The following is a 23,676-nucleotide window of genomic DNA, read 5'->3' as shown; positions in this document are numbered from 1 at the left end:
CGGGCGGTGCCGGGAGGCGGAGCGCCGTCAGCGACTGCGGGGCGGAGGGGTGCGGGGGCCGGCCCGGCCGGGCGGCGGGGGTGGCGGGGTGGAGCCGCCGGGCCGCGGGGGCGGCGGCCCGCCGGGGCGGCCGGGCGCGCCCTGCGTCCGGGGCGGCGGGCCGCCGGGGCGCGGGGGCGAGGAGGGGCGGGGCGGGGTCGCGGTCGGGGTGCCGCTCTGGGCGCTCCGCGGCGGCACGGAGGAGCGGGCCTCGGCGGCCGCGGGCTGGGCGGCGGGCACGGGCTGCTGCGGCTCCCGGCGCTCGGGGCGCTTGGCCGCCCGCTCGCGCCGGAGCACGTCGACCGTCTTCCAGGCGGGCTCGCCGGAGTCGCGGAGCAGGTCCTCGAGGCGGCGGTCGTACTGGCCCTCGTCGTCGCGGTCGACGCGGTGGTAGAGCACGGCCGTGGCGCGCACGGGCTCGTCGCCGCGGGGCCGCTCGAGCTCCTGCTCCGAGACCACGATCGCCCAGAAGACGTCGAGCGGGAGGGCGGAGAACTTGACGCCGCCGTTGCCGAGCGGGTGCCCGGCGGAGGTGCCGCGGGTGCCGGTGCGGGAGGCGACGATCTCGCCGCCGGCGGGCGGCCCGACGCGGTACCTCGGCGCCTTCAGCGGCCACCACGGCACGTGCGCGCGGAGCCGGCCGAGCTCGGGGTCGGGCAGCTCGCGCACGCCCGTCTCGCTGCGGAGGTAGCGGAAGCGCTCGTCGAGGCGGCCGCTGGTGAGCGCCGAGCGGACGCCCTCGGGCGTGATCTCGACGGGGATCGTGCCGCGCTGGAACGAGCCGTTCATCGCGATCTTCGCCTTCGCCCGGTTGAAGAGGTACAGGCCGAGCAGCGGGAGGAGCACGCCGAGCAGCAGGAGGACGAGCGCGACCAGGCCGATCGCCGCGGCGTTCACCGGGAAGGTCGACGGGAAGGACAGCGCGACGGTCTGCGGGGCGCTGCTGCCGCCCGCGGTGCGGACGTCGAGCGGGAGGGTCGCGGCGACCGAGGAGTCGGCGGCGACCGGGTTCTCGGCGGAGACGGTCACGGTGCGCGAGGCGCCCTGCGCGACGTCGAGGCAGGCGCCCGGCGCGAGGGCGGTGCCCGACTCGTCGGTGAAGCTCCACTGCCAGGCGTCGGCGCGGTCGGCGTTGTCGCTGGTGACGGTCGGCGCGGCGGAGAGGCAGACCTGGCCGTCGCCGCCCGCGGTCGGCCCCTGGATCGCGAGAGTGCCCTCCGCGCGGCCGTCGGCGCCGGTCAGCTCGCTGAGCACGAGCGGCGAGGCGACGCTCGGGAAGGCGGCGGGCAGCACGGTCGTGATCCGCTGCTGCGTGGTGACCGGGGCGAGCTCGATCGCGTGCTCCGCGGTGGTCAGCGGGTCGAGCGAGGCGGTGACGAGCAGTTCGGAGGCGGTGACGTCGGAGGGCAGCGGGATCGTGATGACGCCGGAGGCCGCGTCGATCGCGGCGCCGGGCAGGTCGGCGGTCGCGCCGTCGGCGGTGCTGGTCGCTGCGAAGTCCGCCTGCCCGAAGACGGAGAGGTCGACCGGCTGGCCGTCCGGGTCCTGGACGCGGGCGGTGAGGGTCGCGGAGAGCGTGCCGTCCTCGCCGCGCTGCACCTGGTTGGCGTCGTCGAAGACGATCCGCAGGTCGCTGAACGCGAAGACCTCGGTGGTGCCGGGCGAGGTCAGCGTCCACTGCCCCTGCAGCTCCGGCCGGTCGACGGTGATCTCGAGCCGCGAGACGCCGGACGACTGCGTGACGGTGACCTCGGGGGCGGTCGCGGAGGCGGAGAGGGTGCCGAGGCCGGAGGAGGCGGGCGCCTGCAGCGTCCAGCCGTCCTTCACCACGGCCTGGATCCGCGCGACGCCCGGGTCGATCCAGAAGGAGCCGTTCGCGTCGAGCGCCTCGGACGCGCCGCCGGCGATGCGCGCGCCGAGCTGGAGGAAGACGGAGGCGAGCGCGTCGGGGTCCGACGCGTCGACGACGGCACCGCGGACGGAGCCCTCGGGCGCGACGGCCGGCCCGCAGGTCGCGGTGCCGCCGCCGTAGGCGCCGCTGCCCTCGACCAGCGGCCACATCACGCGGGCCTCCTCGCGCTGCTCGCCGTCGGCCAGGAGCGTGCCGAGGACGACGACGCCGGCCTGACGGAGCGCCGCGAGCAAGCCGTTGCCCTCGGGCTCGTCGCCGTCGGGGTCGATCCGGACGCCGCAGAGCGCGTTGGTCGCGTCGGCGGTGGCCTGCGCGGAGCCGAGATCGATCTCGCCGTCGGTCAGCCAGATCACCAGCTGGCAGGCGGAGCCGGCGCTCGGCTGGCTCTGCAGCGCGGTCTGCACGCCCTGCAGTCCGGCCAGCCAGTTGGTGCCGCCGCCGGGGGTCTTGTCGCGGATGACGCCGGCGAGCGCCTCCGGGCTCTCCTGCGACCACGGCCGCCAGTCGACGGCCGGCTCGAAGGCGCGGCTGAAGAAGGCGGCGCCCCAGTTGACCGTGAGCGAGTCGCGCAGGCCGCCGAGCTCCTGCAGGCTGCCCGCGAGGATGCCGGCCCGCGCGACGTCCGGGTCGGAGCCGCGGCCGTCGTCGCCGCCGGTGTTGAGGGAGCCGGAGCTGTCGACGAGGTAGTAGACGTTGAGGACGTCGGAGGAGGAGAGGCAGGTGCGCAGGTCCTCGATAGCGCCGCGGCCGATGTCGGTGAGCGAGGCGGTGCTGGCGGCGGTGCCCGTGGTCGCCGCGCGCGCCGGCTGCGCCGCCGCCCCGAGTCCGAGGACGAGCAGGAGCGCGGTGACCGCGATCGCGAGGGCGCGGCGGATCACGTGCCCAGCCACTCGGAGATCGGGACGCTGATGTTGAGGACGTGCCAGGCGCCGAGCACGAGCGCCGCGGCCGACAGCCAGTAGAGGGCGCGGGTGAAGCGGGCGTCGGGCACGAAGCGGCGGGCGTCGCGGAGGGAGTGCGCGCGCTGGGAGGAGAGGTCCCAGCCGGTTGCGAGGAAGACGAGCAGCGGCGTCAGGACGTAGCCGGCGACGCTCAGCCAGACGGCGCTGCCGCGCACCAGCGGGAGCGGCAGACCGAGCACGCGGACGGGCGCGGAGGCGACGGAGGCGGCCACGACGGCCAGCGCGAGGCTCACCACGAGCCCCGCGGCACCCCCTGCGAGAGGCAGGATGCTGGCGGTTCGTCGGGCCGCGGGGGCTCGGTCACGCACGGTCGACACCGCTCCACCCTCCGCTGTCGCAGCTGAACGCTCCCTGTTGGGGGCGGTCCTCCAGTATGCGGACCCCGCCACGAGCCGCCAAACCCCGCAACGGGGCCCGCGGGTCTCGATACGCCGCTCCGCGGCTACTCGACCACCATGGCTTGCCCGCTCATCGAGCAGCGCGTGAAGCGCTCCCTCCATGCCGATCGAGTAGCGCGCCGCGCGCGCGTATCGAGATCCACCCCGCCCGCACCCCCGGCCGCACGCCCCCGCCCGGATGGTTGACTGGCCCCATGGAGATCGTTCTCGGAGTCGTCGGCCTGCTCGGCGGCCTCATCGTCGCGGCTGCCGCCGTGGTCGCCGTCGTCATCGGGCAGCGCCGCGCAAAGCCGGCCTCGCTGGTCGACATCGACGTGCGCCTCTCGCACGCGGGCGACGACTGGTGGCGGGTCACCGCGACGGTCCGCAACCTCGGCCGCACCGACCTCCCGCCGACGACCTTCGTCGCCGACCGCCCGATCTCCTTCGTCCTCGCCGGCTCCTCCTCCGCCGAGTGGTACGGCGCCCCGCCGCAGACCCCCGAGTGGTCGATCGACCCGTCCGGCTCCCTGCTGCTCGCGCCGCTCCTCCTCTCCCGCGGCGTCCCCGTCAGCGCGACGGCCGTCGTCCGCGGCCGGCCGGAGGTGCGCATCGACGCCCCGCTGCGCTACATCCCGGTCCGCGAGAACGTGGTCGAGACGACGGGGGCAACGCCCGCGTGGGGCGAGCCCGCCGCCGCCTCCGCCACCCCTTTTCCCGCGTCCCCCGCCCCGCCCGCTCCGCAGCGCCTCGTCGACGCCCCCCTCGAGCCGCGCCCGGAGCGCGAGAGCGTGCTCCGCGGCGGCTTCGGCATGTGGTCGGCGATGGCGGCGGGAGGGCTCGGCGCCGTCTTCATCGGCGTCGGGATCGCTCTGTCGCTGGCCGGCCTGAACTCGACGCCCCTCGGCTCCTCCGGCGTCGTCCTGATCGGCGCCGGCCTGACCGGCCTCGTCGGCACCCTCGTCATCCGTCTGCTCCGCCGCTGGCTCGAGCCGCCGGCCCTCTGGCGCACCCCGCGGCAGCGCCTGCGCCGCCCCGGCACGATCATCGTGCTCGTCCTCGCCTACGCCGGCCTCGCGCTGTTCTGCCTCGAGTTCCTGGTCGAGGACGTCAGCGGCGACACCACCTGGGTCGCGGGAGTCGCCGTGCTGCTGCTCCTCGCCGCGCTGCTGGGCACGGGCCTCGTCGGCTTCCTCCGCCTGGTCGTGCTGCTCGGCGTGCGGCGCGCCTCGCGGGGCGCGACGGCCTGACCGCCGCCCGCACCGAGCAGGGGTCTAGGCGCGCGGCGGGGCCGTCGACTCGCGGACGACGAGGCTGGTGGCCAGCTCGATGCGGTGCGAGAGGGGCGGGATGCCGTCGTGCATCCGGACGAGGGTCTCGAGGCCCAGACGGCCGAGGTCGTGCATGGGCGTGTGCACGGTCGAGAGCAGCACGGCGGTCGGCAGCGCGGCGAAGGTGTCGTCGTAGCCCATCACGCTCAGGTCCTCGGGGACGCGCAGGCCGGCCGCGATCGCGGCGCGGATCGTCTGCAGGCCGTCGATGTCGTTCGTGGCGACGACGGCCGTCGGCGGATCGTTCAGAGCCAAGAGCTCCGGCACCACGTGCTCGGCGGATCCCATCCCCCGCTCGGAGACGAGGGCCGGGTCCTCCGGCAGGCCGGCCGCGGCGAGCGCCTCTCGGTAGCCGCCGTAGCGGGCACGCAGCCCCGGGTTACCGGCGTCGCCGCCGACGAAGGCGATCCTCCGGTGGCCGAGCGAGACGAGGTGCTCGGTGGACTGCTGCCCGCCCACCCAGTGGTTCGAGCCGACGCTGACCACGGACGGGTCGAGCGGATTCGGTGCGTCGACCGCGACGAGCGGCAGCCCTGCCTCCGCGGCAGCGGCCACGATCTCGGCGTCGATGGCGGTGGTCACAGCGAGGATCCCGAGGTGCCCCTTCGCCGCGACCGAGCGGACGAACGCTGCGTCGAAGCGCAACGTCTCGTCGGCGGAGCCGCTCGGCGCGAGGACGCCGGTCGTGACGTCGACGCGCTCGCTCTGCGCACCTCCGACCACTCCCTCGAGGACGCGCAGCGAGTAGACGCTGAGCAGGGTGTCGAAGACGACGGTGACGCCGCCGCCGACCCGGGGCGCCCGGGTGCTCGGGCTGTAGCCGAGCTCGCGGAGGGACTGCTCGACCCGCGCGCGCGTCGCCGCCGACGCGCCGGGCCGCCCGTTGAGCACCTTCGACGCGGTCGCCTTCGAGACGCCCGCATGCGCCGCGACGACGTCCAGCGTGACGCGCGTGTCCGGCGTGCGGGCCACAGGCCCTCCTCTCAACGGTGCCCCGACCCTACCGAAACCGTTTCCTCCCCGCCCCCTGACCTGGTGCGCGCCCCGTAGCGCGCCGCGAGATGCCACTTATGTACACGACACGCCGTAAGAAGCGTGCACAAGTGGCATCTCGCGGGGGGGAGGGAGGACTCGGGGCGTCATATCGATTCGACCGGCAGGGGCCCCGCTGGTTGGATACCGAGTATGAGTAGGCATGTCGTCGTCGTCGGGGCCGGTCTCTTCGGGGCCGCCACTGCGCTGCACCTCGCGCGCGGAGGCGCCCGGGTCACGCTGGTCGAGTCGGGGGACGCGGCGCGCGGCACCACGGCGGCCGGCGCCGGCTTCGTCGGCCTGTGGGCCGCGGGCTACGCCTGGTACTGGAACGAGTCGGAGCGCGACCTCGAGCAGTACGGCCTCGACTTCTACCGCGCCCTCGCCGTCGATCCCGACCGCGGCGGCGTCGACATCCTCCTCCGCGAGACCGGCAGCGCCTGGCTCGCCGTCACCGAGGAGGGCGTCCGCGACCACCTCGGCCCGCTCGTCGAGCACCCGCTGCGCCCGGAGGGCTCCCGCGAGCTCTCGCCGCAGGAGGCCGCCGAGCTCGTCCCCGGCCTCGACGCGAACGCGGTCACCGGCGGCTTCTTCCAGCCCGACGGCATCCAGATCAGCGCCCCCGACGCCGGGCTCGCCCTGGTCGCCGCGGCCCGCGCGGCCGGAGTCGAGATCGTCGAGCACGCGCCCGTCACCGAGGTCCTCGCGACCGACGGCCGCGCGAGCGGCGTCCGCACCGCCGACGGCCGCACCTTCTCCGGCGACAGCGTCGTGCTCGCCGCGGGCTCCTGGACGAACGAGCTGCTCGCCCCGCTCGGCCGCGGCCTCCCGCTGGCCCGCGTCGTCGCGAGCCGCCTCACCACCGCGCCCTTCGGCCTCCCGCACCTGCCGACGCTGATGCTGCCCGAGCTCGGCGGCCTCTGGGTCCGCGAGCACCTCGGCGGCCTCACCTACGGCAACGGCGTCGGCTACCAGCCGCTCGGCGAGTCCGCCGCCGACCGCCGCCCGCAGCGCACCGACCTGATCGAGGCGATGGACGCGCACCTCGCTCCGCTGATCGCCCGCCTGATCCCCGCCTCCGCCGACGCGCTGCGCGAGACCGAGTGGACGCAGGGCGTCGTCTCCTACACCGCCGACCGCCGCTTCCTGGCCGGCCCCGTCCCCGAGCTGCCCGGGCTGTTCGTCGCCGCGGGCGACAACGAGTCCGGAGTGACGCACGGGCCCGGTCTCGGCCGTCTCGTCGCCGAGCTGGTCCTCCACGGCACCACGACCCTCGGCGACGCCGAGCTCTACGCCCCGGCCCGCTTCGCCGCTCAGCAGTTCCCCGACGAGGCCGCCGTGCGCGCGGCGATGCCGGCCCGGCGCCTGGTCGACGCGGTGACCGCCCGATGACAGGCCGCGACGTCGTCGTCGTCGGCGCGGGCCTCGTCGGCGCCGCCGCCGCGCGCTCCCTCGCCGAGCGCGGCGACCGGGTCCTGCTGTTCGAGCGCTTCGAGCGCGGCCACGACCGCGGCTCCTCGCACGGCGAGACCCGCATCTTCCGCCGCGGCTACGCGGAGGACGACTACCGAGCGCTGACCGGACGGGCGGCCGCCGAGTGGGCGCGGCTCGAGCGGGAGTCGGGCCGGAGCCTCTTCACCGCGACCGGAGCGATCGACCACGGCGACGCCTCCGCGCTGCTCGCGATCGAGGAGGCCTTCGCCCGCGACGGCATCCCCTGCGAGCGCCTCGACGCGGCCGAGGCCTCCGCACGCTGGCCCGGCCTGCGCTTCGAGACCGACGTGCTGCTGCATCCCGAGGGCGGCCGGCTCGACGCGGCCGCCGCGATCGAGGCGCTGCTCGCCTCCGCGGAGTCGCACGGCGTCGTCGTCCGGGCGAGCACCGGCGTCCGGGCGATCGAGGAGCGCGAGGGCGGCGTCCGCGTCGTCACCGACGAGGGTCCGCTGCTCGCCGACGCGGTCGTCGTCGCCGGCGGCTCCTGGACGCCGGGACTCGTCGGCGGGCTGGTCGCCGCGGCCGGCCGCTCCCTCCCTCCGCTGCGAATCACGCAGGAGCAGCCCGCGCACTTCACGACCGATCTGCCGCTCGACGCCTGGCCGAGCTTCGTGCACCACCGCGGCGACGAGCCGACGATCTACGGCCTGGCGACCCCGGGCGTCGGCGTGAAGGTCGGCGAGCACGGCACCGGCCGCGTCGTCGATCCGGACCACCGCGACTTCCGCGCCGAACCCGAGCGGCTCGCCCGGCTCGTCGAGTACGTCGCCGACTGGCTGCCCGGCGTCGACGCGGCGAGCGCCGACCCGATCTCCTGCCTCTACGACATCACGCCGACGGAGGACTTCGTGCTCGACCGCGTCAGCCGCGTCACCCTCGCGACCGGATTCTCCGGCCACGGCTTCAAGTTCGGGCCCGTGCTCGGCGAGCTGCTGGCCGACCTGGTCGACGGCGCCGATGCGCTCGACCGCTTCCGGCTCGCGACTCTCTAGATCTCCACCACTCCCCCGCACCACGGACGAAAGCAGCAGCATGCAGACACTCCGCGCCCTCGGCGCCCTCGCCGCCCTCGGCACCGCCGTCGCCCTCGCCGGCTGCACGGCCCCCGGCAGCTCGAGCGACTCCGCCTCGGGCGAGCGCCTCGTCATCGGCACGACCGACTCGATCGTCTCGCTCGACCCGGCCGGCGCCTGGGACCGCGGCAGCTTCACGCCGCAGAACCAGATCTACCAGCACCTCCTGAGCTACGCGGACGGCTCCACCACGCCGGTCCCCGAGGCCGCCGAGGAGTGCGGCTTCGACGACGCGACGACCTACCGCTGCTCGATCGCGCCCGGCCTGACCTTCTCGAACGGCGACGAGCTGACCGCGTCGGACGTCGTCTTCTCGTTCCAGCGCGTCGTCGACATCGCCGCGGACAACGGCCCCTCGCCGCTGCTCGCGAACATGGAGTCGGTCGCGCAGGACGGCGACGACGTCGTCTTCACCCTCGCGGTGCCGAACGACCAGACCTGGCCCTACGTGCTCTCGAGCATGGCCGGGCCGATCGTGGACGAGGAGGTCTTCCCCGCCGACGCGCTGCTCGACGACGCCGACGTGATCGGCTCCGGGCCGTACTCGGTGCAGAACTACGAGGCCGGCGGGCTGCTGCAGCTCGCGGCGAACGAGTCGACCTCGAGCCCCGCGCCGAAGACCGCCGACGTCGTGCTGCGGCCGTACACCTCGTCGACGAACCTGCGCCTCGACGTGGAGAACGGCGCCGTGGACGTGGCCTACCGCTCGCTCACGGCGACCGACGTCGAGGACCTGCGCGGCAACTCCGACCTGCAGGTCGTCGACGGCCCCGGCGGCTCGGTGCGCTTCCTCACCTTCAACGTGAACACCCAGCCCGGCGGCACGCCCGAGCAGAAGCTCGCGATCCGCCAGGCCGTCGCCTCGCTGGTCGACCGCGACGAGCTGTGGGAGCAGGTCTACCGCGGCACCTACACGCCCGCCTACTCCGTGGTGCTCGACGGGCAGACCGGCGCGACGCAGGCCTTCGCCGACGCGTACGGCACGACCCCCGACGCGGACGCCGCCGCCGCGATCCTCAGCGCCGCCGGCGTCTCGACCCCGGTGACCCTGCCGCTGCAGTACACCTCCGACCACTACGGCCCCGACTCCGACCAGGAGTACGCGCTGATCAAGTCGCAGCTGGAGTCGTCGGGCCTGTTCACCGTCGACCTGCAGTCGACCGAGTGGACCAGCTACGTGAAGCAGCTCTCGCCGGACGCAGGCTACCCGGCCTACCAGCTCGGCTTCTTCCCGGACTACCCGGACCCGGACAACTTCCTCCGCTCGGCCTACTCGACCACCGGTGCCTCCGTCGCGAACGGCTACTCGAACCCGGCCGTCGACGCGCTGATCGACACCGAGGCGACCGCGACCGACCCCGCCGCTCGCGCCACCGCGATCGAGGCCATCCAGGCGCAGACCGCCGCGGACGCCCCGATCGTCCCGCTGCTCCAGGGCCGCGAGACCGTCGTCGCCGCCTCGGGCGTCACCGGCATCGAGGACACCCTCGACGCGACCTACCTCTTCCGCTTCGGAGCCCTCGCGAAGTAGCAGCGGAGCGACCGCTGCATGCTGGTCGAGTGGCCGCGCAGAGGCGTATCGAGACCCACCCTCCGGCAGACGGTGGATCTCGATACGCGCCCTCCGGGCGCTACTCGATCAGCATGGTCCGGCGTCAGCGGTCGACGAGCTCGGCCTCGGACCGGCCGTCGGGGGCGTCCTGGCCGTCGGGCGCTGCGGGCCGCCTCCGGCGATGCTGCGCCGCCGCGACCGCGAGCACCACGAGCAGCCCGAGCGCCGCGGTCATCACCGGCCCTGCCGCCTGGGACAGCGCCGCCCGCCAGACGATCTCGATCGGCGCGGTCAGCGAGTCGCCCTGCCACTGGTTCGGCAGCACGAGGATGATCGCCGGGATCGCGAGCAGCGCGGCCCAGAGGACCAGATCGAGGACGACCGCCCCGATCCACCAGGCGCGACCCGGCGTCATGCGCGCGACCGCCGGACGGCCTGCACGACGACGGCGGCGGCGAGGGAGGTGAAGCCCACGGTCAGCAGCGGTGTGGCGCTGAACTGCAGCAGCAGCCGGACGTACTGCTCGTACTCCAGCCGCTCGTAGACGGTGCTCGTCGTGTAGATGGCGAGCGTCGACCACCACAGCGCGGCCAGCCCGAGCGGGATGAGCACGACGCCGGCGATCGCGAGCGTCAGCGGGACCCGGCGGCCCAGAGGACGCACCGCCGTCGGCGCCTCGGGCTGCGGCGTCTCCGCGACGTCCTGATCCTCGGCGGCCTCGACAGCGGCGGGCTCCGGTACGGAGGAGAGGGCGGCGAGCGGCGACTCCGGCTCGGCCGCCTCCACGCGCGGGCTCGGATCCACGTGCGGCACTCGTGCGCCCGCACGCCGCGGACGCCGGTACGCGTCCTCCTCGCGGCGGCGCACCTCCGGCGCCGGCCCCTGGTACCCGCGCTGATAGGCGGCGTGGAACCGCGGATCCGTTCTGCTGCTGTCGACCATGACCGCCCCCGCCTCGTGCGCTCGGAGTCCCATCCTGTCGCACGGCCGCCTGTGGAGGGGACCGCATCGTCAGGAGGGTCCGCGACCGCCTCCCGCGGGCAGCAGCTCGACGAGCACACCCTCGCCGAGCTCGACGTCCTCCTCCGCGTCACCGTCGACATCCTCGGCGATGGCACCCCGGCCGGCGCGCAGGAGCCCGATCGCGAGGGCCGTCGCTGTCATGGCGAAGGCCGCTGTGCCGAGTGCCGGCGCACCGGGCCAGAGCAGAGTGGACACGATCGCGGCCAGCGGAACCTGGTCGCCCTCGGTGTAGCTCCAGTTGTCGGGTTGCACGGCCGAGACCCAGCAGGCCCCGAGCGCCAGCGCCCAGAGCAGGGCGGTGTAGCCCAGGAGCAGGGGCCACCAGCCACCGCGGCCGCTCATGAGCGTGCCGCCCGCAGCGCGATCGCCGCGCCGATCGAGAGCAGCCCGATGGTGATGGCAGGGCCGGCCAGGTAGTTGGTGATCGCGCCGACGAACTGATCGAACTCGTTCGGCTGGACTCCGATGCTCCCGTAGATCGACGACGTGGCGGACCAGATCAGACCCACTCCGGAGACCAGGAAGAGCACGCCCAGCACAGCGAGCGCGAGCGGGATCCGGCGATCGAGCGCGGACGGCCTTCGCGGCGATGCCGGACCGGACTCCGTCGCGACGTCGTCGATCGGCACCTGCTCGCCGTCCCCCACGACCGCAGCGGAGGTACTCGGCAGCGGCGGGGCGGCCGACGGAAGGACGGGCTCTGGACGCAGCGCGGAACTCGGTCGCCGCACTCGAAGCGGTCGAGCGTCCTCCACGGTCGTCGAGCGGCGCCGGCCCTCGGTCGTATCGCCTCCGCGCGGCCGGCGGAACCGCTCCTCCGCCGGCACCACGGAGGCGCTCGGCGCCCCCTGCCCCTGATACCCCCGCTGATAGGCGGGATGGAACCGCGGATCCGTCCGGGTGCTGTCGGTCATGAAGTCCCCCACTCCGTGCGCGAGCCCCCATCCTGTCGCAGACCCGCGACGAACGGCGAGCGCGGCGCTCAGCGCGCGGAGGCGACGCTCGCGCGGCTCGGCAGGCTCACGCAGCCAGCGCCGACGAGCAGCAGGGCGGTCATCACCGCGGTCAGCGCGCCCCAGCCGCCCGCCTCGACGACGAAGCCGAGCAGCCAGCCGCCGACGCCCGAGCCCAGGTAGAAGGCGATCGTGTAGACGGCGCCGGCGTGGCCGCGGAGGGCGGGGGCCGCTCGCGCGCCGGTCCAGGCCGCGCCGGTGGCGTGCACGGCGAAGAAGCCGGCCGAGAAGAGGACGAGCCCGACGACGACGACCACGATCAGCTCGGAGAGCATCACGAGCAGCCCGACGATCATCGCAGCGACGCCGATCCGCATCACGACCCGCGGGCCCAGGCGCGGCGCCCAGACACCGGCGAGCCGGGAGGTCGCGGTCCCGGCGAGATAGGTGAGGAAGAGCAGCGAGACGAGCGCCGGCGGCAGCGCGAACGGCGCGGCCTCGAGCCGGAACGCCAGGTAGTTGTACACCGCGACGAACACGCCGACGACGAAGAACGTCTGCGCGGCGACCGCGAGCAGGACCGGGTCGCGGAGCACCTGCGCGATCTTCCCGCGCCAGCCGCCCTCGCTCCGCGGCGCCCGCACGACACCGCCGCGGGGAGCGAGCAGGACGAACGCGACGGCCGCGAGGGCGCAGACGATCGTGACGGCGAGCAGCGCGCCCCGCCAGCCGACCACGGCGGCGAGCGGACCGGCGAGAAGCCGTCCGGCGGCTCCGCCCAGCGTCGTCCCGGAGACGTAGGCCGCCGCGGCGGCGGTCGCGCCCGCCCCGCCGACCCGGTCGTGGATCGCCGCCACGGCGAGCGCCGGCACCGCGCCGAGCGCCGCGCCGCTGAGGAAGCGCAGCACGAGCAGCACCTCGAAGGACGGTGCAACGCAGGCGAGCAGGGCGAGCACCACGGAGGAGAGCACCGCGATCCGCATGGACTCCAGCCGTCCGATCCGCTCGGCGATCGACGCCCAGGGCAGCACCATGAGCGCGAGCCCGACGGTCGCCGCCGAGACGGTCAGCGCGGCGTCCGAGGCGGAGATCCCCCACTCGCGGGAGAACTGCGGCAGCACGCCCTGCACGGCGTAGAGCTCGGCGAAGGTCGCGAGCCCGGCGGCGAGGAGGGCGATCGTCAGCCGGCGCTGGGAGACGGGAGGAGCGTCGACGGCGGGGCGGACGCTGGTGCTCATCCTCCGAGGCTAGAACCGCGGCGAACGCATGACCAATGCCTGTCGCGTGCCGACCTATACGCTGCAGACATGGATGAGCCCGCGATCCTCCGGCTGCTGCCGACGCTCGTCGCCGTCGCGCAGACCGGGAGCGTCACCGCCGCGGCCGCCGAGCTCGGCGTGCCGCAGCCCACCGCGAGCCGCTCGCTCGCGCGCCTGTCGGAGCTGGTCGGCGCTCCCCTGGTCCGCCGCGAGGGCCGAGGCGTCGTGCTCACCGAGGCCGGCCGGCGGCTCGCGGACGTCGCGCAGGACGGCCTCGCGCTGATCCGCGCGGGCCTGACCGAGGTGCAGCAGGCCCGCGACCTCGAGGACGGCCGCATCGCGATCGCCTTCCAGACCCTGCTCGGCGAGACCTTCGTGCCCGACGTGATCCGGCGCTTCCGCCGCCGCTGGCCGCGCGTCGGCTTCGGCCTCCGCCACGGCTCGCGCGCGCTGTGCCTGCGGGCGGTCGCCGACGGCGAGTCGGAGCTGGCGATCGTCGCCGACCCGCCGGAGCTGCCGGGCACCACCACGACCACGCTCTACACGGAGCCGCTGCTCGCCGTCGTCGACGACCGGCACCCGCTCGCCTCCCGCCGCTCCGTGACGGTGGCGGAGCTGCGCGGCCTCGACCTGATCATGCTCTCGCCCGGCTACGGCCTGCACGAGTCGGCCCGGCGACTGCTGTCCTTCGAGGGGCACGATCCCGAGCCGGCTTTCGAGGTCGGCGACTACCGTGCGGCGCGCGGACTGGCCGCGGCGGGCCTCGGTCTGACGATCCTGCCGCCGAGCCCGTCGTCGATCGAGGACGGCGTGCGCGAGATCCCGATCGACGACCCGCGGGCCGTCCGCGAGATCGGCGTGCTCGTGCGCGACACCGGGAATCCGGTGGTGCCGGAGTTCGTCGAGGCCCTGCGCGCAGCGGCCGGTGTGCGCGCCCGGGTGCGCTGACGCGCGAGGACTCTTCTGTCAAGCACAGGCACACGCGGCTCCTGTGCAGGATGCTCGGAGAGGATCCACTTCCCCCCCCTCACCGCGCACCACCAGCAGCCAGGACGGTCCCGGTCATGATCCTTCTCCGCACCCACTCCAACCGCTGGATCGCCCGCGCCCGCCGCACCGGTGTCGTCCACGGCCTGATCACCTTCGCCGACGACCTGCCGCAGCCCGTCTTCCGCACCCTGCGCCTGGACGCCGCGACCGGCGAGCGCGTCCTGCTGCGCGACACCGACACCCTCGAGGTCGCCTTCGCCGTGCTGATCGCAGCGGTCGAGCGCGTACGCCTGGCGGAGGTCGCGGCACCGGTGCGGGACGACGCGGACTCCGAGGCTATGGCCCCTCTGGCGCCGGTCGCGGTCCTCGCCGAGCCGGACTCCTTCGAGCCGGACGAGCCCACCGACCCGCTGGAGGACGCCGTCGCAGCGTGACGCGCGACGCGTTGAGGACCACCCAGCAAACAGTCAGATATAACCTTCTGAACAGAATCGTTCAAACGGTTATATCCTGCCTTCATGACCCGAGTCGACGCTGCGATACCGCTCCAGGAGCTGCTCTCGGACGCAGGAGCAGCAGCGCGCATCCTCAGCCCGCGCGACGTGCAGATCACCCCTCCCTCCGGAGCGCGGATCGATGTGCGCCTCGTCTTCCTGTCCCGTCCTCCCACCGCGCGCGAAATGCGCCAGCAGGTGGGGGCGGCGGCTGCAGGAACGACAATCGGATTCGTGACCCCCCGGATCAACAGCATCAGCCGACGTGTCGCGCTCGCCGATCCTCGAGTGGCGCTCTTCGGCACCACCGATGGAGTCGTCATCCTTCGCGGAGAAGAACTCACCCCGGCAGCGGACGATCGGCAGCCGAACAGCGGGCACCGGCGCGTGTCCTCCGCGCTCTTCGCGCTCCAGCGAGTCCTGACGAGGACGCCCGAACCTCGGTTCCAGGCAGACCTGGCGCGCGAGTGCGGCGTCTCGCAGGTGACCGTCTCGAATCTGCTCGCAGCCGACTCGGGCCTGGCGGAGAAGACCACCCGTGGATGGATCGCGCGCGACCCCCGCTCACTCCTCGAGCGGTTCCTCACGGACTATCCGGGCGCAGGCGGCCTCTCGCAGCTCTGGTACTCGAGCCGGCCGGTGATCGAACAGGCTGAACGCGCTTGGAAGTCGGGCCCGAGGGCACTGCTCTCCGGCGACAGCGCCGCCGACGCGATCGCCCCCTGGAGGATCCCGACGTCCGCCGTCCTCTACGCGGAGAGCAGCCTCCCGCTGGAGTCGTCGGGCTTCGCGGAGACGGATTCCCCTGAGGCCACGCTGCGGGTCGTCGTTCCGGCGGACCGGACTCTCTGGGCGACGGCGACCGCGTGGTATCCGACCGGGAGGACGGTCGACCCGCTCATCGCCGCCTGGGATCTGAAGCGGACCGGTGGTTCCGACGTGGACGAGGCCGTTGATCACCTCCTCGACAAGGAGCTGGCATGGTTCAGATGAGGTCCGTCGTCCTTCCCTCGACGTCCGGAGCCGATGACGCCGCGCTCCACGCCCTGAAGGACGCGTCGCTCGCGATCGCCGACATGGAAGACGCCTGCATCGTCGGCGGGCAGATGGTGGCACTTCTCTCCGGTGCGTACCCGAGTCCGGGATCGATCGTGCGCCGGACCGCCGACGCGGATGCCGCGGTGTCCCCGCTCATCGCCGCCCAGGGGACGCTGCACGACGTGCTGATCGGGCTCGGATACACGCCGGCGGCAGGCAACCACTACACCTCGGGTGCACGGGTGATCGATGTCCTGGTGCCGTCCCTGACGGGAAGGTTCGAGAGCACCGAGCACGGCGGCCGGGGATTCGACAGTGCGCCCGGTCTGGATCTGGCACTGCACGGAACGCTCGAACTCGGCGTGACGGCGGTCCTGCTCGACGAGACGCACCTCGCGTTCTCGACTCGGGTCCCCGGCGTCGAGCGAGCGCTGATCATCAAAGCACTCGCCTACGAGTCGCGCCGGGCCCAGAAGGATCTCGTCGACATCTACAACCTGATGGAGATCAGAGATGCGCACCGTGCGGAGGACATCGGCGGGTGGCGGATCGGCGAGGATGCGCAGTCCGGGGCTCGGCGCGATGCGGCACTGGCACTCCGGCGCATCGCCGGATCACCCGGGCTCAAATTGATGCTCCGCGGTTCGCCCGTTCCGAGAGGGCGCTTCGGCACCCTTGTCCGCGACCACAGCGCGGAGGTCTGAGGGAGGAGGGCCCGACGCTCGGAAGCGTCGGGCCCTCCTCCCTCAGAGCGTCAGCGTGTGCGCGCCCGAGGCGAGCTCGCGGTCCTCGGCGCCGGCCGTGCGGACGACGGCGGTCGCGCCCTCCGGGACGGTGACGGCCAGCTCGATCGCGTCTCCGCGGCGGTCCCAGCGGACCGAGGCCAGGCCGTGCGGGGTCTCGAGCGTGGACTCCGCCCAGTCGAGGTCGGTGCCGGGCTGCGGTGCGACCAGCAGGCGGGAGTAGCCGGGCTCCAGCGGCGCGAGGCCGCCGACGACGCGGTGCAGCCAGTCGGCGACGGCGCCGAGCGCGTAGTGGTTGAAGCTCGTCATCTCGCCGGGGTTGATGGTGCCGTCGGGCAGCATCGAGTCCCAGCGCTCCCAGACCGTGGTCGCGCCCATCGTCACCGGGTACAGCCAGGACGGGCACTCGCGCTGCAGCAGCAGGCGGTACGCGGCGTCGATGTGGCCGGTCGAGGAGAGCGCGTCGGTGATGAAGGGCGTGCCCGCGAAGCCGGTGGAGATCGTGTAGCCGCTCTCGGCGACCAGCTCGGCGAGGCGGTCGCCGGCCCAGCCGAGCTCGTCGTCGTCGAGCAGGCCGAAGACGATCGCGAGGGAGTAGACGGTGGTGCAGTCGCTGAAGACGCGCTGGTCCGCGACGTACTTCGCGCGGAAGGCCTCGCGCAGCTGCGCCGCCATCTCGGTGAACTCCTGCGCGTCCTCGGTGCGGCCGAGCACGGCGGCGCTCTCGGCGACGATGCGGGCCGTGCGGTAGGCGCAGGCCGTGGCGACGACGCCGGTGTCGGCCTTCGCGTCGGCGGGCTTGTCGGGCGCGGCGTCGGGGTCGAGCCAGTCGCCGAACTGGAAGCCGGTGTCCCAGACCCCCGAGTCGGAGAGCTTCGAGCGCACCCGGCGGGCGTGTGAGGCCATCGACGCGAACGACTCCTCGAGCACGACCGGCTCGCCGTAGGCCTCCCAGACCGCCCACGGCACCCAGGCCGCGGCGTCGCTCCAGAGCGCAGTGGAGTCCATGGGAGGGAAGCTGGTCTCGGCCGCGCGGCGCTTCAGCACGTCCGGCACGACGAACGGGACGGCGCCGTCGTGGTGCGCCTGCTCGAGGGCGAGGTCGCGCAGCCAGTCGCGGAGGAAGTCCTCGGCGTCGGCGAGGTAGACGGCGGTCGAGGCGAAGGCGGCGATGTCGCCGGTCCAGCCGAGGCGCTCGTCGCGCTGCGGGCAGTCGGTCGGCACGTCGAGGAAGTTGCCGACCATGCCGCGGTAGACGTTGTCGTGCAGCTGGTTGACGAGGTCGTCGGAGCTGCGGAAGGTGCCGATCCGGCGCAGGTCGCTGGAGACGACGACCGCGGTGAGGGCGCCGTCGGCGATCTCCGCTCCGGGCCAGCCCTCGACCTCGGCATAGCGGAAGCCGTGGAAGGTGAGGGTCGGCTCGAAGACGTCCGCGCCGCCCGAGAGGGTGAAGCGGTCGGTGGCCTTCGCCTCGCGCAGCGGGCGGACGCCCAGCTCGTCGTCCTCGAGGACCTCGGCGTGGCGCAGTGTGACGACGCTCCCCCCCGGGCCGGTGACCTCGACGCGCAGCCAGCCGACGAGGTTCTCGCCGAAGTCGACGAGGGTGCGGCCGGACGGGCTCGTCCAGATCTTCTGCGGCGCGACCTCGCGCAGACGGCGGACCGGCGGCGCGATGTAGGGCTCGAGCTTCGACAGGTCGACGTCGACCTCGCGGGTGGGCGTCCAGGCGGAGTCGTCGAAGCCGGCGCTCCTCCAGCCCTGCGGCTCGAGGCGGGCGTCGATGTCCTGGCCGTCGTAGATGCTGTCGGCGGTCGTCGATCCGGTCGCGGCGCGCCAGGAGTCGTCGGTCGCGACGACCTGCTCGGCGCCGTCCGCGAAGGTGATCCGCAGCTCGGCGAAGCCGGCGATCTCGGCGCCGTAGGGCTCGGCGCCCTCGCCCCAGGTCAGGCGGCCGCGGTACCAGCCGTCGCCCAGCGCGAGGGCGAGCACCACGGAGTCGCCGGAGATCAGGCTCGTGACGTCGTGCTCGGAGTAGCGCAGGCGCCACTCGTAGCTCGTCCAGCCTGGGGTGAAGAGCTCGTCCGAGACGGGCTCGCCGTCGATCCAGGCCTCGACGATGCCCAGCGCCGAGAGGCGGAGGGTCGCGGAGACGACGTCCCCGTGCCCGGTCTCGAGGGCGGTCTCGCGGCGGAGCAGCGGGGCGGCGTCCAGGGCGGCGGCGGGCGCCGTGAAGCGGGCGGTCCAGTCGGTCATCATCGTCCTTCTGTCAGGAGTGGTCGGGGTGGTCGGGATGGTCGGAGTGGTCGGGGTGTCAGGGGTGGTCGCGGGCGGTCGGCCGGTGGCGCGGGGTGCCCGGCGCGGAGGAGGAGCGGATGCGCAGCACGGGGGTGAGCTGGAAGTGCACCGGCTCGGTCCGGCCCTCGAGGCGCTCGAGCAGGAGGCGCACAGCGCGGTCGCCGAGCTCCTCGCCCGACTGGTCGACGGTCGTCAGCGAGATCCCGGGGTGGCCGGCGACCTCGATGTCGTCGTAGCCGACGATCGCGACGTCGGCCGCGGTGAGCCCGAGCTCGTCGCGCGCCCAGAGCGCGTCGAGGGCGAGCGCGTCGTTGCCCGCGAAGACGGCGGTCGGCCGGTCGGGCGAGCGGAGGAGCTCGAGCGAGCGCTCGTAGGCGTCGAGGCGCTCCGTGCCGAGGTGGACGACCTGCAGCTCGTCCGCGAGACCGGCCGACACCATCCGCTCGCGGTACCGGACGAGGCGCACCGAGTGCGGCGCTGCGGCCACCCGGCTGGTGATGTCGTCGCTGATGGTGAGGTGCGCGATGCGGCGGTGCCCGAGCTCCAGCAGATGATCGAGGACGAGGTCGGTCCCCGCGACGTCGTCGTTGGTGACGGTGTCGTAGCCGGTGGAGTCGTCGTGCCGGCCGAGCATCACGATCGGCGTGCGGGCGGCCAGCCGCTCGAGCCAGGCGGGCTCGACCATCGGCGAGACGGCGATCATCCCGTCGACCTGGCGGTCGAAGAGCGCCTCGATCGCACGGAAGCCCTCGCCGGAGTCGCTCTGCGCGGGAGCGACGATCAGCTGGTAGCGGCTGCCCTCGAGCGCCGCGGAGGCGCCGGTGACGATGCGGTTGAAGAAGGAGTTGCCGAGCGAGGGGACCTCGACGCCGATGGTGAAGCTGGCGCCGCGCATGGCGCGAGCCGCGACGCTGGGCCGGTAGTCGAGCTCCTCGATCGCGGCGGTGACCCGCTCCCGCATCGAGGCGCTGACACCGTAAGCGTTGCGGATGACCTTGGAGACCGCTGCCCGCGAGACGCCGGCGTGCAGCGCGACGTCCTGGATCGTCGCGGGGCCGCTGTGGCCTGTCTCCATCGAGCTCATCATCGCCTCCTCGCGCTGTCGCTGCTGCCGTGCTGCCGTGCTGCCGTGCTGCCGTGCTCTGACGGCGCCCCGATCGGGGCCTCCGCGAACGCCACTGTAACGGTTCATTCCCGATCGTGTAGATCGATCCACGAATTTGCCCGATTTCGTTGACACGTTTCACGACACGGACGTAGGTTCTCCCTGCGTCGCCCCGCGGCCCGGCCTTCCGAACGGTCCGGCGAGCAGGACGACAGCCCCCGGGCACCCCCGCAACGAAGAAGTTGTCCCTACATGGAGGTAGTGATGTCGACCCGACAGAACCGGCGAGCAGTGCTCGCCCTCGGCGCAGGAGGAGCGGCACTCGCTCTCGCGCTCACCGGCTGCAGCACCGGAGGAGGAGGAGGCGATTCCGCCGACGGCTCCACGCTGAGCGTGCTCATCGACAACCAGACGGCGACCGTCGAGCTCTGGGACGCGCTGAAGACGAAGTTCGAGGAGGAGAACGACGGCATCACCCTCGACATCGAGACCCGGCCGCAGGGCAGCGAGGGCGACAACCTGGTCAAGACGCGCCTCGCCACCGGCGAGATGAACGACGTCTTCGCCTACAACTCGGGCTCGCTCTTCCAGGCGCTGAACCCCGACCAGAACCTCGCGCCGCTCTCGGACGAGGCGTGGGTCGACTCGCTCGACGAGGGCTTCCGCACCGTGGTCTCGACCGACTCGGACCTCTACGGCGTCCCGCTCGGCCAGGCGATGGGCGGCGCGGTCCTCTACAACAAGGACGTCTACAGCTCGCTCGGCCTGACCGTGCCGAAGACCTGGGACGAGTTCATCGCGAACAGCGAGAAGATCAAGGCCGCCGGCGACGTCGCGCCGATCATCCAGACCTACGGCGACACCTGGACGTCGCAGCTCTTCGTGCTCGGCGACTTCGCCAACGTGCTGGAGCAGGACCCGGAGTGGGCGACCCAGTACACGGCCAACGAGGCCAAGTACGTCGACGAGCCCGCGCTGGCCGGCTTCGAGCACCTGCAGCAGGTCGCCGAGTCGGGACTGGTGAACGAGGACTACGCCTCGGCCACCTACGACGACGGCGTCCGCATGGTCGCGACCGGCGAGGGCGCGCAGTACCCGATGTTGACCTTCGCGGCCGGCCCGCTGATCCAGAACTACCCGGACTCGCTCGACAAGGTCGGCCTCTTCCCGCTGCCCGGCGAGTCGGCCGACTCCAACCCGCTGACCGTCTGGCAGCCCAACGCGGTCTACGTGCCCAAGTCGACCGAGGGCGCGAAGCTCGAGAGCGCCAAGAAGCTGATGGCCTTCCTGGTCACCCCCGAGAGCTGCGACATCCAGAGCGAGATCGCGGCGCCCCAGGGTCCGTTCGTGATCGACGGCTGCACGCTGCCCGACGACGTGCCCGCCCTCGTGTCGGACATGCAGCCCTACTTCGACAGCGGTGACACGGGCCTCGCGCTCGAGTTCCTCTCGCCGATCAAGGGACCGGCGCTCGAGCAGATCACCGTCGCCGTCGGCTCGGGCATCACGCCCGCCGCGGAGGGTGCTCAGCAGTACGACGACGACGTCACGAAGCAGGCCAAGCAGCTCGGCCTCGACGGCTGGTGAGCCGCGGGGGCCGGGAGCGGAGGCAGCCCCTCCGCTCCCGGCCCCTTCCCCCGGGCGCACCGCCCTCCCACCCTCCCCCCGGCCGATCGACGGAGATCTGATGACCGCAACGATGGAGAAGCGCCCGGCCCGGCGCTCCGAACCCTCCCGCTCCCCCGAGCCGCCGAAACGGCGCAAGGCCATGAAGAGCCCGTACCCGACGTGGTTCTACCTCCCGGCCGGCGTCTTCTACGTGGTCCTGTTCCTCGTCCCGACGGTCGCCTCCCTCTACTTCTCCCTCACCCGCTGGACGCTCTTCGACTCGACCTTCATCGGCTTCGAGAACTTCGTCGAGTTCTTCCAGGACCCGGCGCTGACGACCGGCTTCGTCAACACGTTCATCTACGCGGCGATCACCTCGGGCCTGAAGATCGTGCTCGGCATGGCCCTCGGTGTGCTGCTGAGCTCGCAGATCATCGGCCGCGGCTTCCTCCGCAGCGTGGTGTTCTTCCCGGTGCTGGTGTCGACGATCGGCATCGGCATCACCTTCAAGGTGCTGCTCGACCCGTTCGACGGCCTGATCAACCAGGGCCTCGCGACGATCGGCCTCGCCGGCCCGGGCTGGCTCACCGACCCGCAGTGGGCGCTCTTCTCGGTCGCACTCGTCGACGTCTGGAAGGGCGTCGGACTCGCGACGCTCATCTACATCGCCGGCATCGTCGCGATCCCGCAGGACTACTTCGAGGCCGCCCGCGTCGACGGCGCCGGCGCCTGGCACAACTTCCGCCACATCACATTGCCGCTGCTGCGCCCCGCCACCGTGACGGTGATCCTGCTCTCGTTGATCGGCGGACTGCGCTCCTTCGACCTGATCTGGGCGATGACCAAGGGCGGGCCGGGCTTCACCAGCGACGTGGTCGCCTCGGTCATCTACAAGCAGTACCAGGCCGGCTTCTACGGACTCTCGACCGCCGGCAACGTCATCCTCTTCCTCGTCGTCGCAGCGCTGATCTTCCCGCTGTCGGCCTGGCTCAACCGGAAGGACAAGGAGCTGTGACTACCACGCCGCTCACGCCCGCCCCGCTCTCGCCGACCCCGCTCCAGGACGACCCGCTGCGCGCGAAGGTGCGCCAGCGCGGTGTCGGCCGCGGCTCCCGGACCTGGCGCTACGGCGGCGGGATCCTCGCGATCGTCCTCGCCGTCCTCGTCTTCATCGTCCCCTTCCTCTTCATCGTGCTCACGGCCGCGAAGACGCAGCAGGAGTCGTCGCTGCTCGGCTTCACCCTGCCGACGCAGTGGGTGTTCCTCGAGAACCTGCAGGAGGTGGTCTCGGCGCGGAACTTCGTGCTGCTGCGGGCCTTCGCGAACAGCGCGATCCTGACGATCGTCTCCGTGACGGTGATGGTGGTCCTGGCCGCGATGGTCGGCTACGTCCTCCAGCGCCGCCGCTCGAAATGGAACCCGCTCGTCAACGGCTTCGTCCTGGCCGGCCTGATCATCCCGCCCGCCGTCGTCCCGACGATCTGGGTCCTGCAGGGCCTCGAGCTCTTCAAGACGCTGCCCGGCCTGATCGCGGTGCACGTCGCGTTCGGCCTCTCCTTCTGCATCCTCCTGTTCCGCGCCTTCGTCTCGACGATCCCCCGCGAGCTGGACGAGGCGGCGACCATCGACGGCGCCGGTCCCTTCCGCCTCTTCTTCACGGTGGTGCTGCCGCTGCTGAAGCCGGTGATCGTGACGGTGATCGTCGTGCAGGCCGTGACCGTGTTCAACGACTTCACCTACGCGCTGTACTTCCTGCCCGGCGACGACAACGCGACAGTGCAGCTGACGCTCTACAACTTCTCCTCGCAGTCGGTGTCGTCCTGGAACCTGCTCTTCATGGACGTGCTGCTCATCACCATCCCGCCGCTGGTGATGTACATCTTCTTCAACCGCCAGATCGTCGCCGGCATGACGTCCGGAGCGGTCAAGGGCTGAGCGGGGCCGGCTTGCCCTCACCTCCGTCCCGCCGCCGCCGGACTCCCTTCGGAACCCCGAGGAGGCGTCGGGCGGCGGTTCTGCGCGCGTTCCGCGCCGCGCCGACGAAGCGCCCTGCTCCAGCGACACTCGCCGCCTCCGATGTCCGCTGGACAGTGACGACCGCCGTCGGCCTCCCTCCCGATGACCTCCCTGCCGCATCCTGCGCCGCCACCTTCCGTGGCGCGAAGTATCGGGCCCGTCTCGACGCGCCGCAGCACCGCCTTCAAGCGAGGGGGCCTCGCCACACTCGAGACCCGCCGATGCCCGCGGTCCTGCGGATTCCGCCGGCACTGCGTCGACGGCGACGACTGCGTGGCGGAGAGATCGACCACTGCGCGGGAGGCCTCGGTCGCCTCGCAGATGCACGAATAACCGGCGGAGCATGATCACGGCCGCACAAGGCGAAACATCCTCGTATT

The 23,676-nt window shown here is 73.0% G+C and carries 21 protein-coding genes; 11 read left to right on the top strand and 10 right to left on the bottom strand.

Annotation, left to right across the window (positions count from 1 at the left end; all coding sequences use genetic code 11):
• Window positions 1–27: 27 nt before the first annotated feature.
• Window positions 28–2,829 carry a hypothetical protein gene (locus tag MT355_RS01065; protein WP_243598211.1) on the bottom strand — a complete coding sequence of 934 codons (2,802 nt, stop codon included), beginning with the start codon at window positions 2,827–2,829 and terminating at the stop codon, window positions 28–30.
• The gene (locus MT355_RS01060) at window positions 2,826–3,146 is read right to left on the bottom strand and encodes a hypothetical protein (RefSeq protein ID WP_243598210.1); all 321 of its coding nucleotides are present in this window, start codon (window positions 3,144–3,146) and stop codon (window positions 2,826–2,828) included. Before MT355_RS01060 ends, MT355_RS01065 begins: the two co-directional genes overlap by 4 nt.
• Window positions 3,147–3,505: 359 nt before the next feature.
• Here MT355_RS01060 and MT355_RS01055 point away from each other — a divergent pair, with 359 nt between their 5' ends.
• Window positions 3,506–4,540 (top strand): hypothetical protein, encoded by a 1,035-nt coding sequence (locus MT355_RS01055; RefSeq protein ID WP_243598209.1) that lies wholly within the window; start codon window positions 3,506–3,508, stop codon window positions 4,538–4,540.
• 24 nt (window positions 4,541–4,564) lie between these two features.
• Here the strand turns inward: MT355_RS01055 and MT355_RS01050 are convergent, their stop codons facing one another.
• Entirely contained in the window at window positions 4,565–5,593 is a 1,029-nt protein-coding gene (locus MT355_RS01050) for a LacI family DNA-binding transcriptional regulator (protein WP_243598208.1), read from the bottom strand.
• 213 nt (window positions 5,594–5,806) lie between these two features.
• On the opposite strand from MT355_RS01050, the gene MT355_RS01045 reads away from it, so the two are divergent.
• Genes MT355_RS01045 through MT355_RS01035 form a run of 3 tightly spaced genes read left to right on the top strand, consistent with a single transcriptional unit; the run spans window position 5,807 to window position 9,751 of the window.
• On the top strand, window positions 5,807–7,045 hold the full coding sequence (locus tag MT355_RS01045) for an FAD-binding oxidoreductase (protein WP_243598207.1): 1,239 nt from the start codon (window positions 5,807–5,809) through the stop codon (window positions 7,043–7,045).
• Window positions 7,042–8,139, top strand: a complete 1,098-nt coding sequence (locus MT355_RS01040; RefSeq protein WP_243598206.1) for an FAD-dependent oxidoreductase — start codon at window positions 7,042–7,044, stop codon at window positions 8,137–8,139. Before MT355_RS01045 ends, MT355_RS01040 begins: the two co-directional genes overlap by 4 nt.
• Window positions 8,140–8,179: 40 nt before the next feature.
• The gene (locus MT355_RS01035; protein ID WP_243598205.1) at window positions 8,180–9,751 is read left to right on the top strand and encodes an ABC transporter substrate-binding protein; all 1,572 of its coding nucleotides are present in this window, start codon (window positions 8,180–8,182) and stop codon (window positions 9,749–9,751) included.
• A 124-nt stretch (window positions 9,752–9,875) separates the two neighbouring features.
• Here MT355_RS01035 and MT355_RS01030 read toward each other — a convergent pair whose 3' ends face one another.
• The 5 genes from MT355_RS01030 to MT355_RS01010 all read right to left on the bottom strand — a co-directional run bounded on the left by MT355_RS01030 (window position 9,876) and on the right by MT355_RS01010 (window position 12,986).
• Entirely contained in the window at window positions 9,876–10,187 is a 312-nt protein-coding gene (locus MT355_RS01030; RefSeq protein WP_243598204.1) for a hypothetical protein, read from the bottom strand.
• Complete coding sequence (locus tag MT355_RS01025; RefSeq protein WP_243598203.1) at window positions 10,184–10,714, bottom strand: hypothetical protein; 531 nt, start codon at window positions 10,712–10,714, stop codon at window positions 10,184–10,186. Before MT355_RS01025 ends, MT355_RS01030 begins: the two co-directional genes overlap by 4 nt.
• A gap of 69 nt (window positions 10,715–10,783) precedes the next feature.
• The gene (locus MT355_RS01020; RefSeq protein WP_243598202.1) at window positions 10,784–11,137 is read right to left on the bottom strand and encodes a hypothetical protein; all 354 of its coding nucleotides are present in this window, start codon (window positions 11,135–11,137) and stop codon (window positions 10,784–10,786) included.
• Complete coding sequence (locus tag MT355_RS01015; protein WP_243581211.1) at window positions 11,134–11,442, bottom strand: hypothetical protein; 309 nt, start codon at window positions 11,440–11,442, stop codon at window positions 11,134–11,136. The genes MT355_RS01020 and MT355_RS01015 overlap by 4 nt, the downstream gene beginning before the upstream one ends.
• Window positions 11,443–11,777: 335 nt before the next feature.
• Window positions 11,778–12,986 carry an MFS transporter gene (locus tag MT355_RS01010; protein ID WP_243598201.1) on the bottom strand — a complete coding sequence of 403 codons (1,209 nt, stop codon included), beginning with the start codon at window positions 12,984–12,986 and terminating at the stop codon, window positions 11,778–11,780.
• Window positions 12,987–13,055: 69 nt separating this feature from the next.
• Between MT355_RS01010 and MT355_RS01005 the strand changes: the two genes are divergently transcribed.
• The 4 genes from MT355_RS01005 (at window position 13,056) to MT355_RS00990 (ending at window position 16,233) form a co-directional block, all read left to right on the top strand.
• Window positions 13,056–13,955 (top strand): LysR family transcriptional regulator, encoded by a 900-nt coding sequence (locus MT355_RS01005; protein WP_243598200.1) that lies wholly within the window; start codon window positions 13,056–13,058, stop codon window positions 13,953–13,955.
• 116 nt (window positions 13,956–14,071) lie between these two features.
• On the top strand, window positions 14,072–14,431 hold the full coding sequence (locus MT355_RS01000) for a hypothetical protein (RefSeq protein WP_243598199.1): 360 nt from the start codon (window positions 14,072–14,074) through the stop codon (window positions 14,429–14,431).
• A gap of 204 nt (window positions 14,432–14,635) precedes the next feature.
• Entirely contained in the window at window positions 14,636–15,484 is an 849-nt protein-coding gene (locus MT355_RS00995; protein ID WP_243598198.1) for a hypothetical protein, read from the top strand.
• Between the two features lie 83 nt (window positions 15,485–15,567).
• A complete protein-coding gene (locus MT355_RS00990) occupies window positions 15,568–16,233 on the top strand; it encodes a hypothetical protein (protein WP_243598197.1) in 666 nt (221 codons plus the stop codon).
• Window positions 16,234–16,275: 42 nt separating this feature from the next.
• Here MT355_RS00990 and MT355_RS00985 read toward each other — a convergent pair whose 3' ends face one another.
• Window positions 16,276–18,525: an alpha-L-rhamnosidase gene (locus MT355_RS00985; protein WP_243598196.1), complete on the bottom strand. Its 2,250-nt coding sequence runs from the start codon at window positions 18,523–18,525 to the stop codon at window positions 16,276–16,278.
• Window positions 18,526–18,583: 58 nt separating this feature from the next.
• Window positions 18,584–19,651 carry a LacI family DNA-binding transcriptional regulator gene (locus MT355_RS00980; protein WP_243598195.1) on the bottom strand — a complete coding sequence of 356 codons (1,068 nt, stop codon included), beginning with the start codon at window positions 19,649–19,651 and terminating at the stop codon, window positions 18,584–18,586.
• A 285-nt stretch (window positions 19,652–19,936) separates the two neighbouring features.
• Here MT355_RS00980 and MT355_RS00975 point away from each other — a divergent pair, with 285 nt between their 5' ends.
• The 3 genes from MT355_RS00975 (at window position 19,937) to MT355_RS00965 (ending at window position 23,215) form a co-directional block, all read left to right on the top strand.
• Window positions 19,937–21,259 carry an ABC transporter substrate-binding protein gene (locus MT355_RS00975; RefSeq protein WP_243598194.1) on the top strand — a complete coding sequence of 441 codons (1,323 nt, stop codon included), beginning with the start codon at window positions 19,937–19,939 and terminating at the stop codon, window positions 21,257–21,259.
• 100 nt (window positions 21,260–21,359) lie between these two features.
• The gene (locus MT355_RS00970) at window positions 21,360–22,295 is read left to right on the top strand and encodes a carbohydrate ABC transporter permease (protein WP_123705466.1); all 936 of its coding nucleotides are present in this window, start codon (window positions 21,360–21,362) and stop codon (window positions 22,293–22,295) included.
• A gap of 122 nt (window positions 22,296–22,417) precedes the next feature.
• The gene (locus MT355_RS00965) at window positions 22,418–23,215 is read left to right on the top strand and encodes a carbohydrate ABC transporter permease (RefSeq protein WP_372487890.1); all 798 of its coding nucleotides are present in this window, start codon (window positions 22,418–22,420) and stop codon (window positions 23,213–23,215) included.
• The last annotated feature ends 461 nt before the right edge of the window (window positions 23,216–23,676 follow it).

Source organism: Rathayibacter sp. VKM Ac-2929 (assembly GCF_022815495.1).
Classification (GTDB): Bacteria; Actinomycetota; Actinomycetes; order Actinomycetales; family Microbacteriaceae; genus Rathayibacter; species Rathayibacter festucae.
Note: the sequence above shows the minus strand (reverse complement) of the source record. Positions and strands in the feature narration are given on the sequence as shown.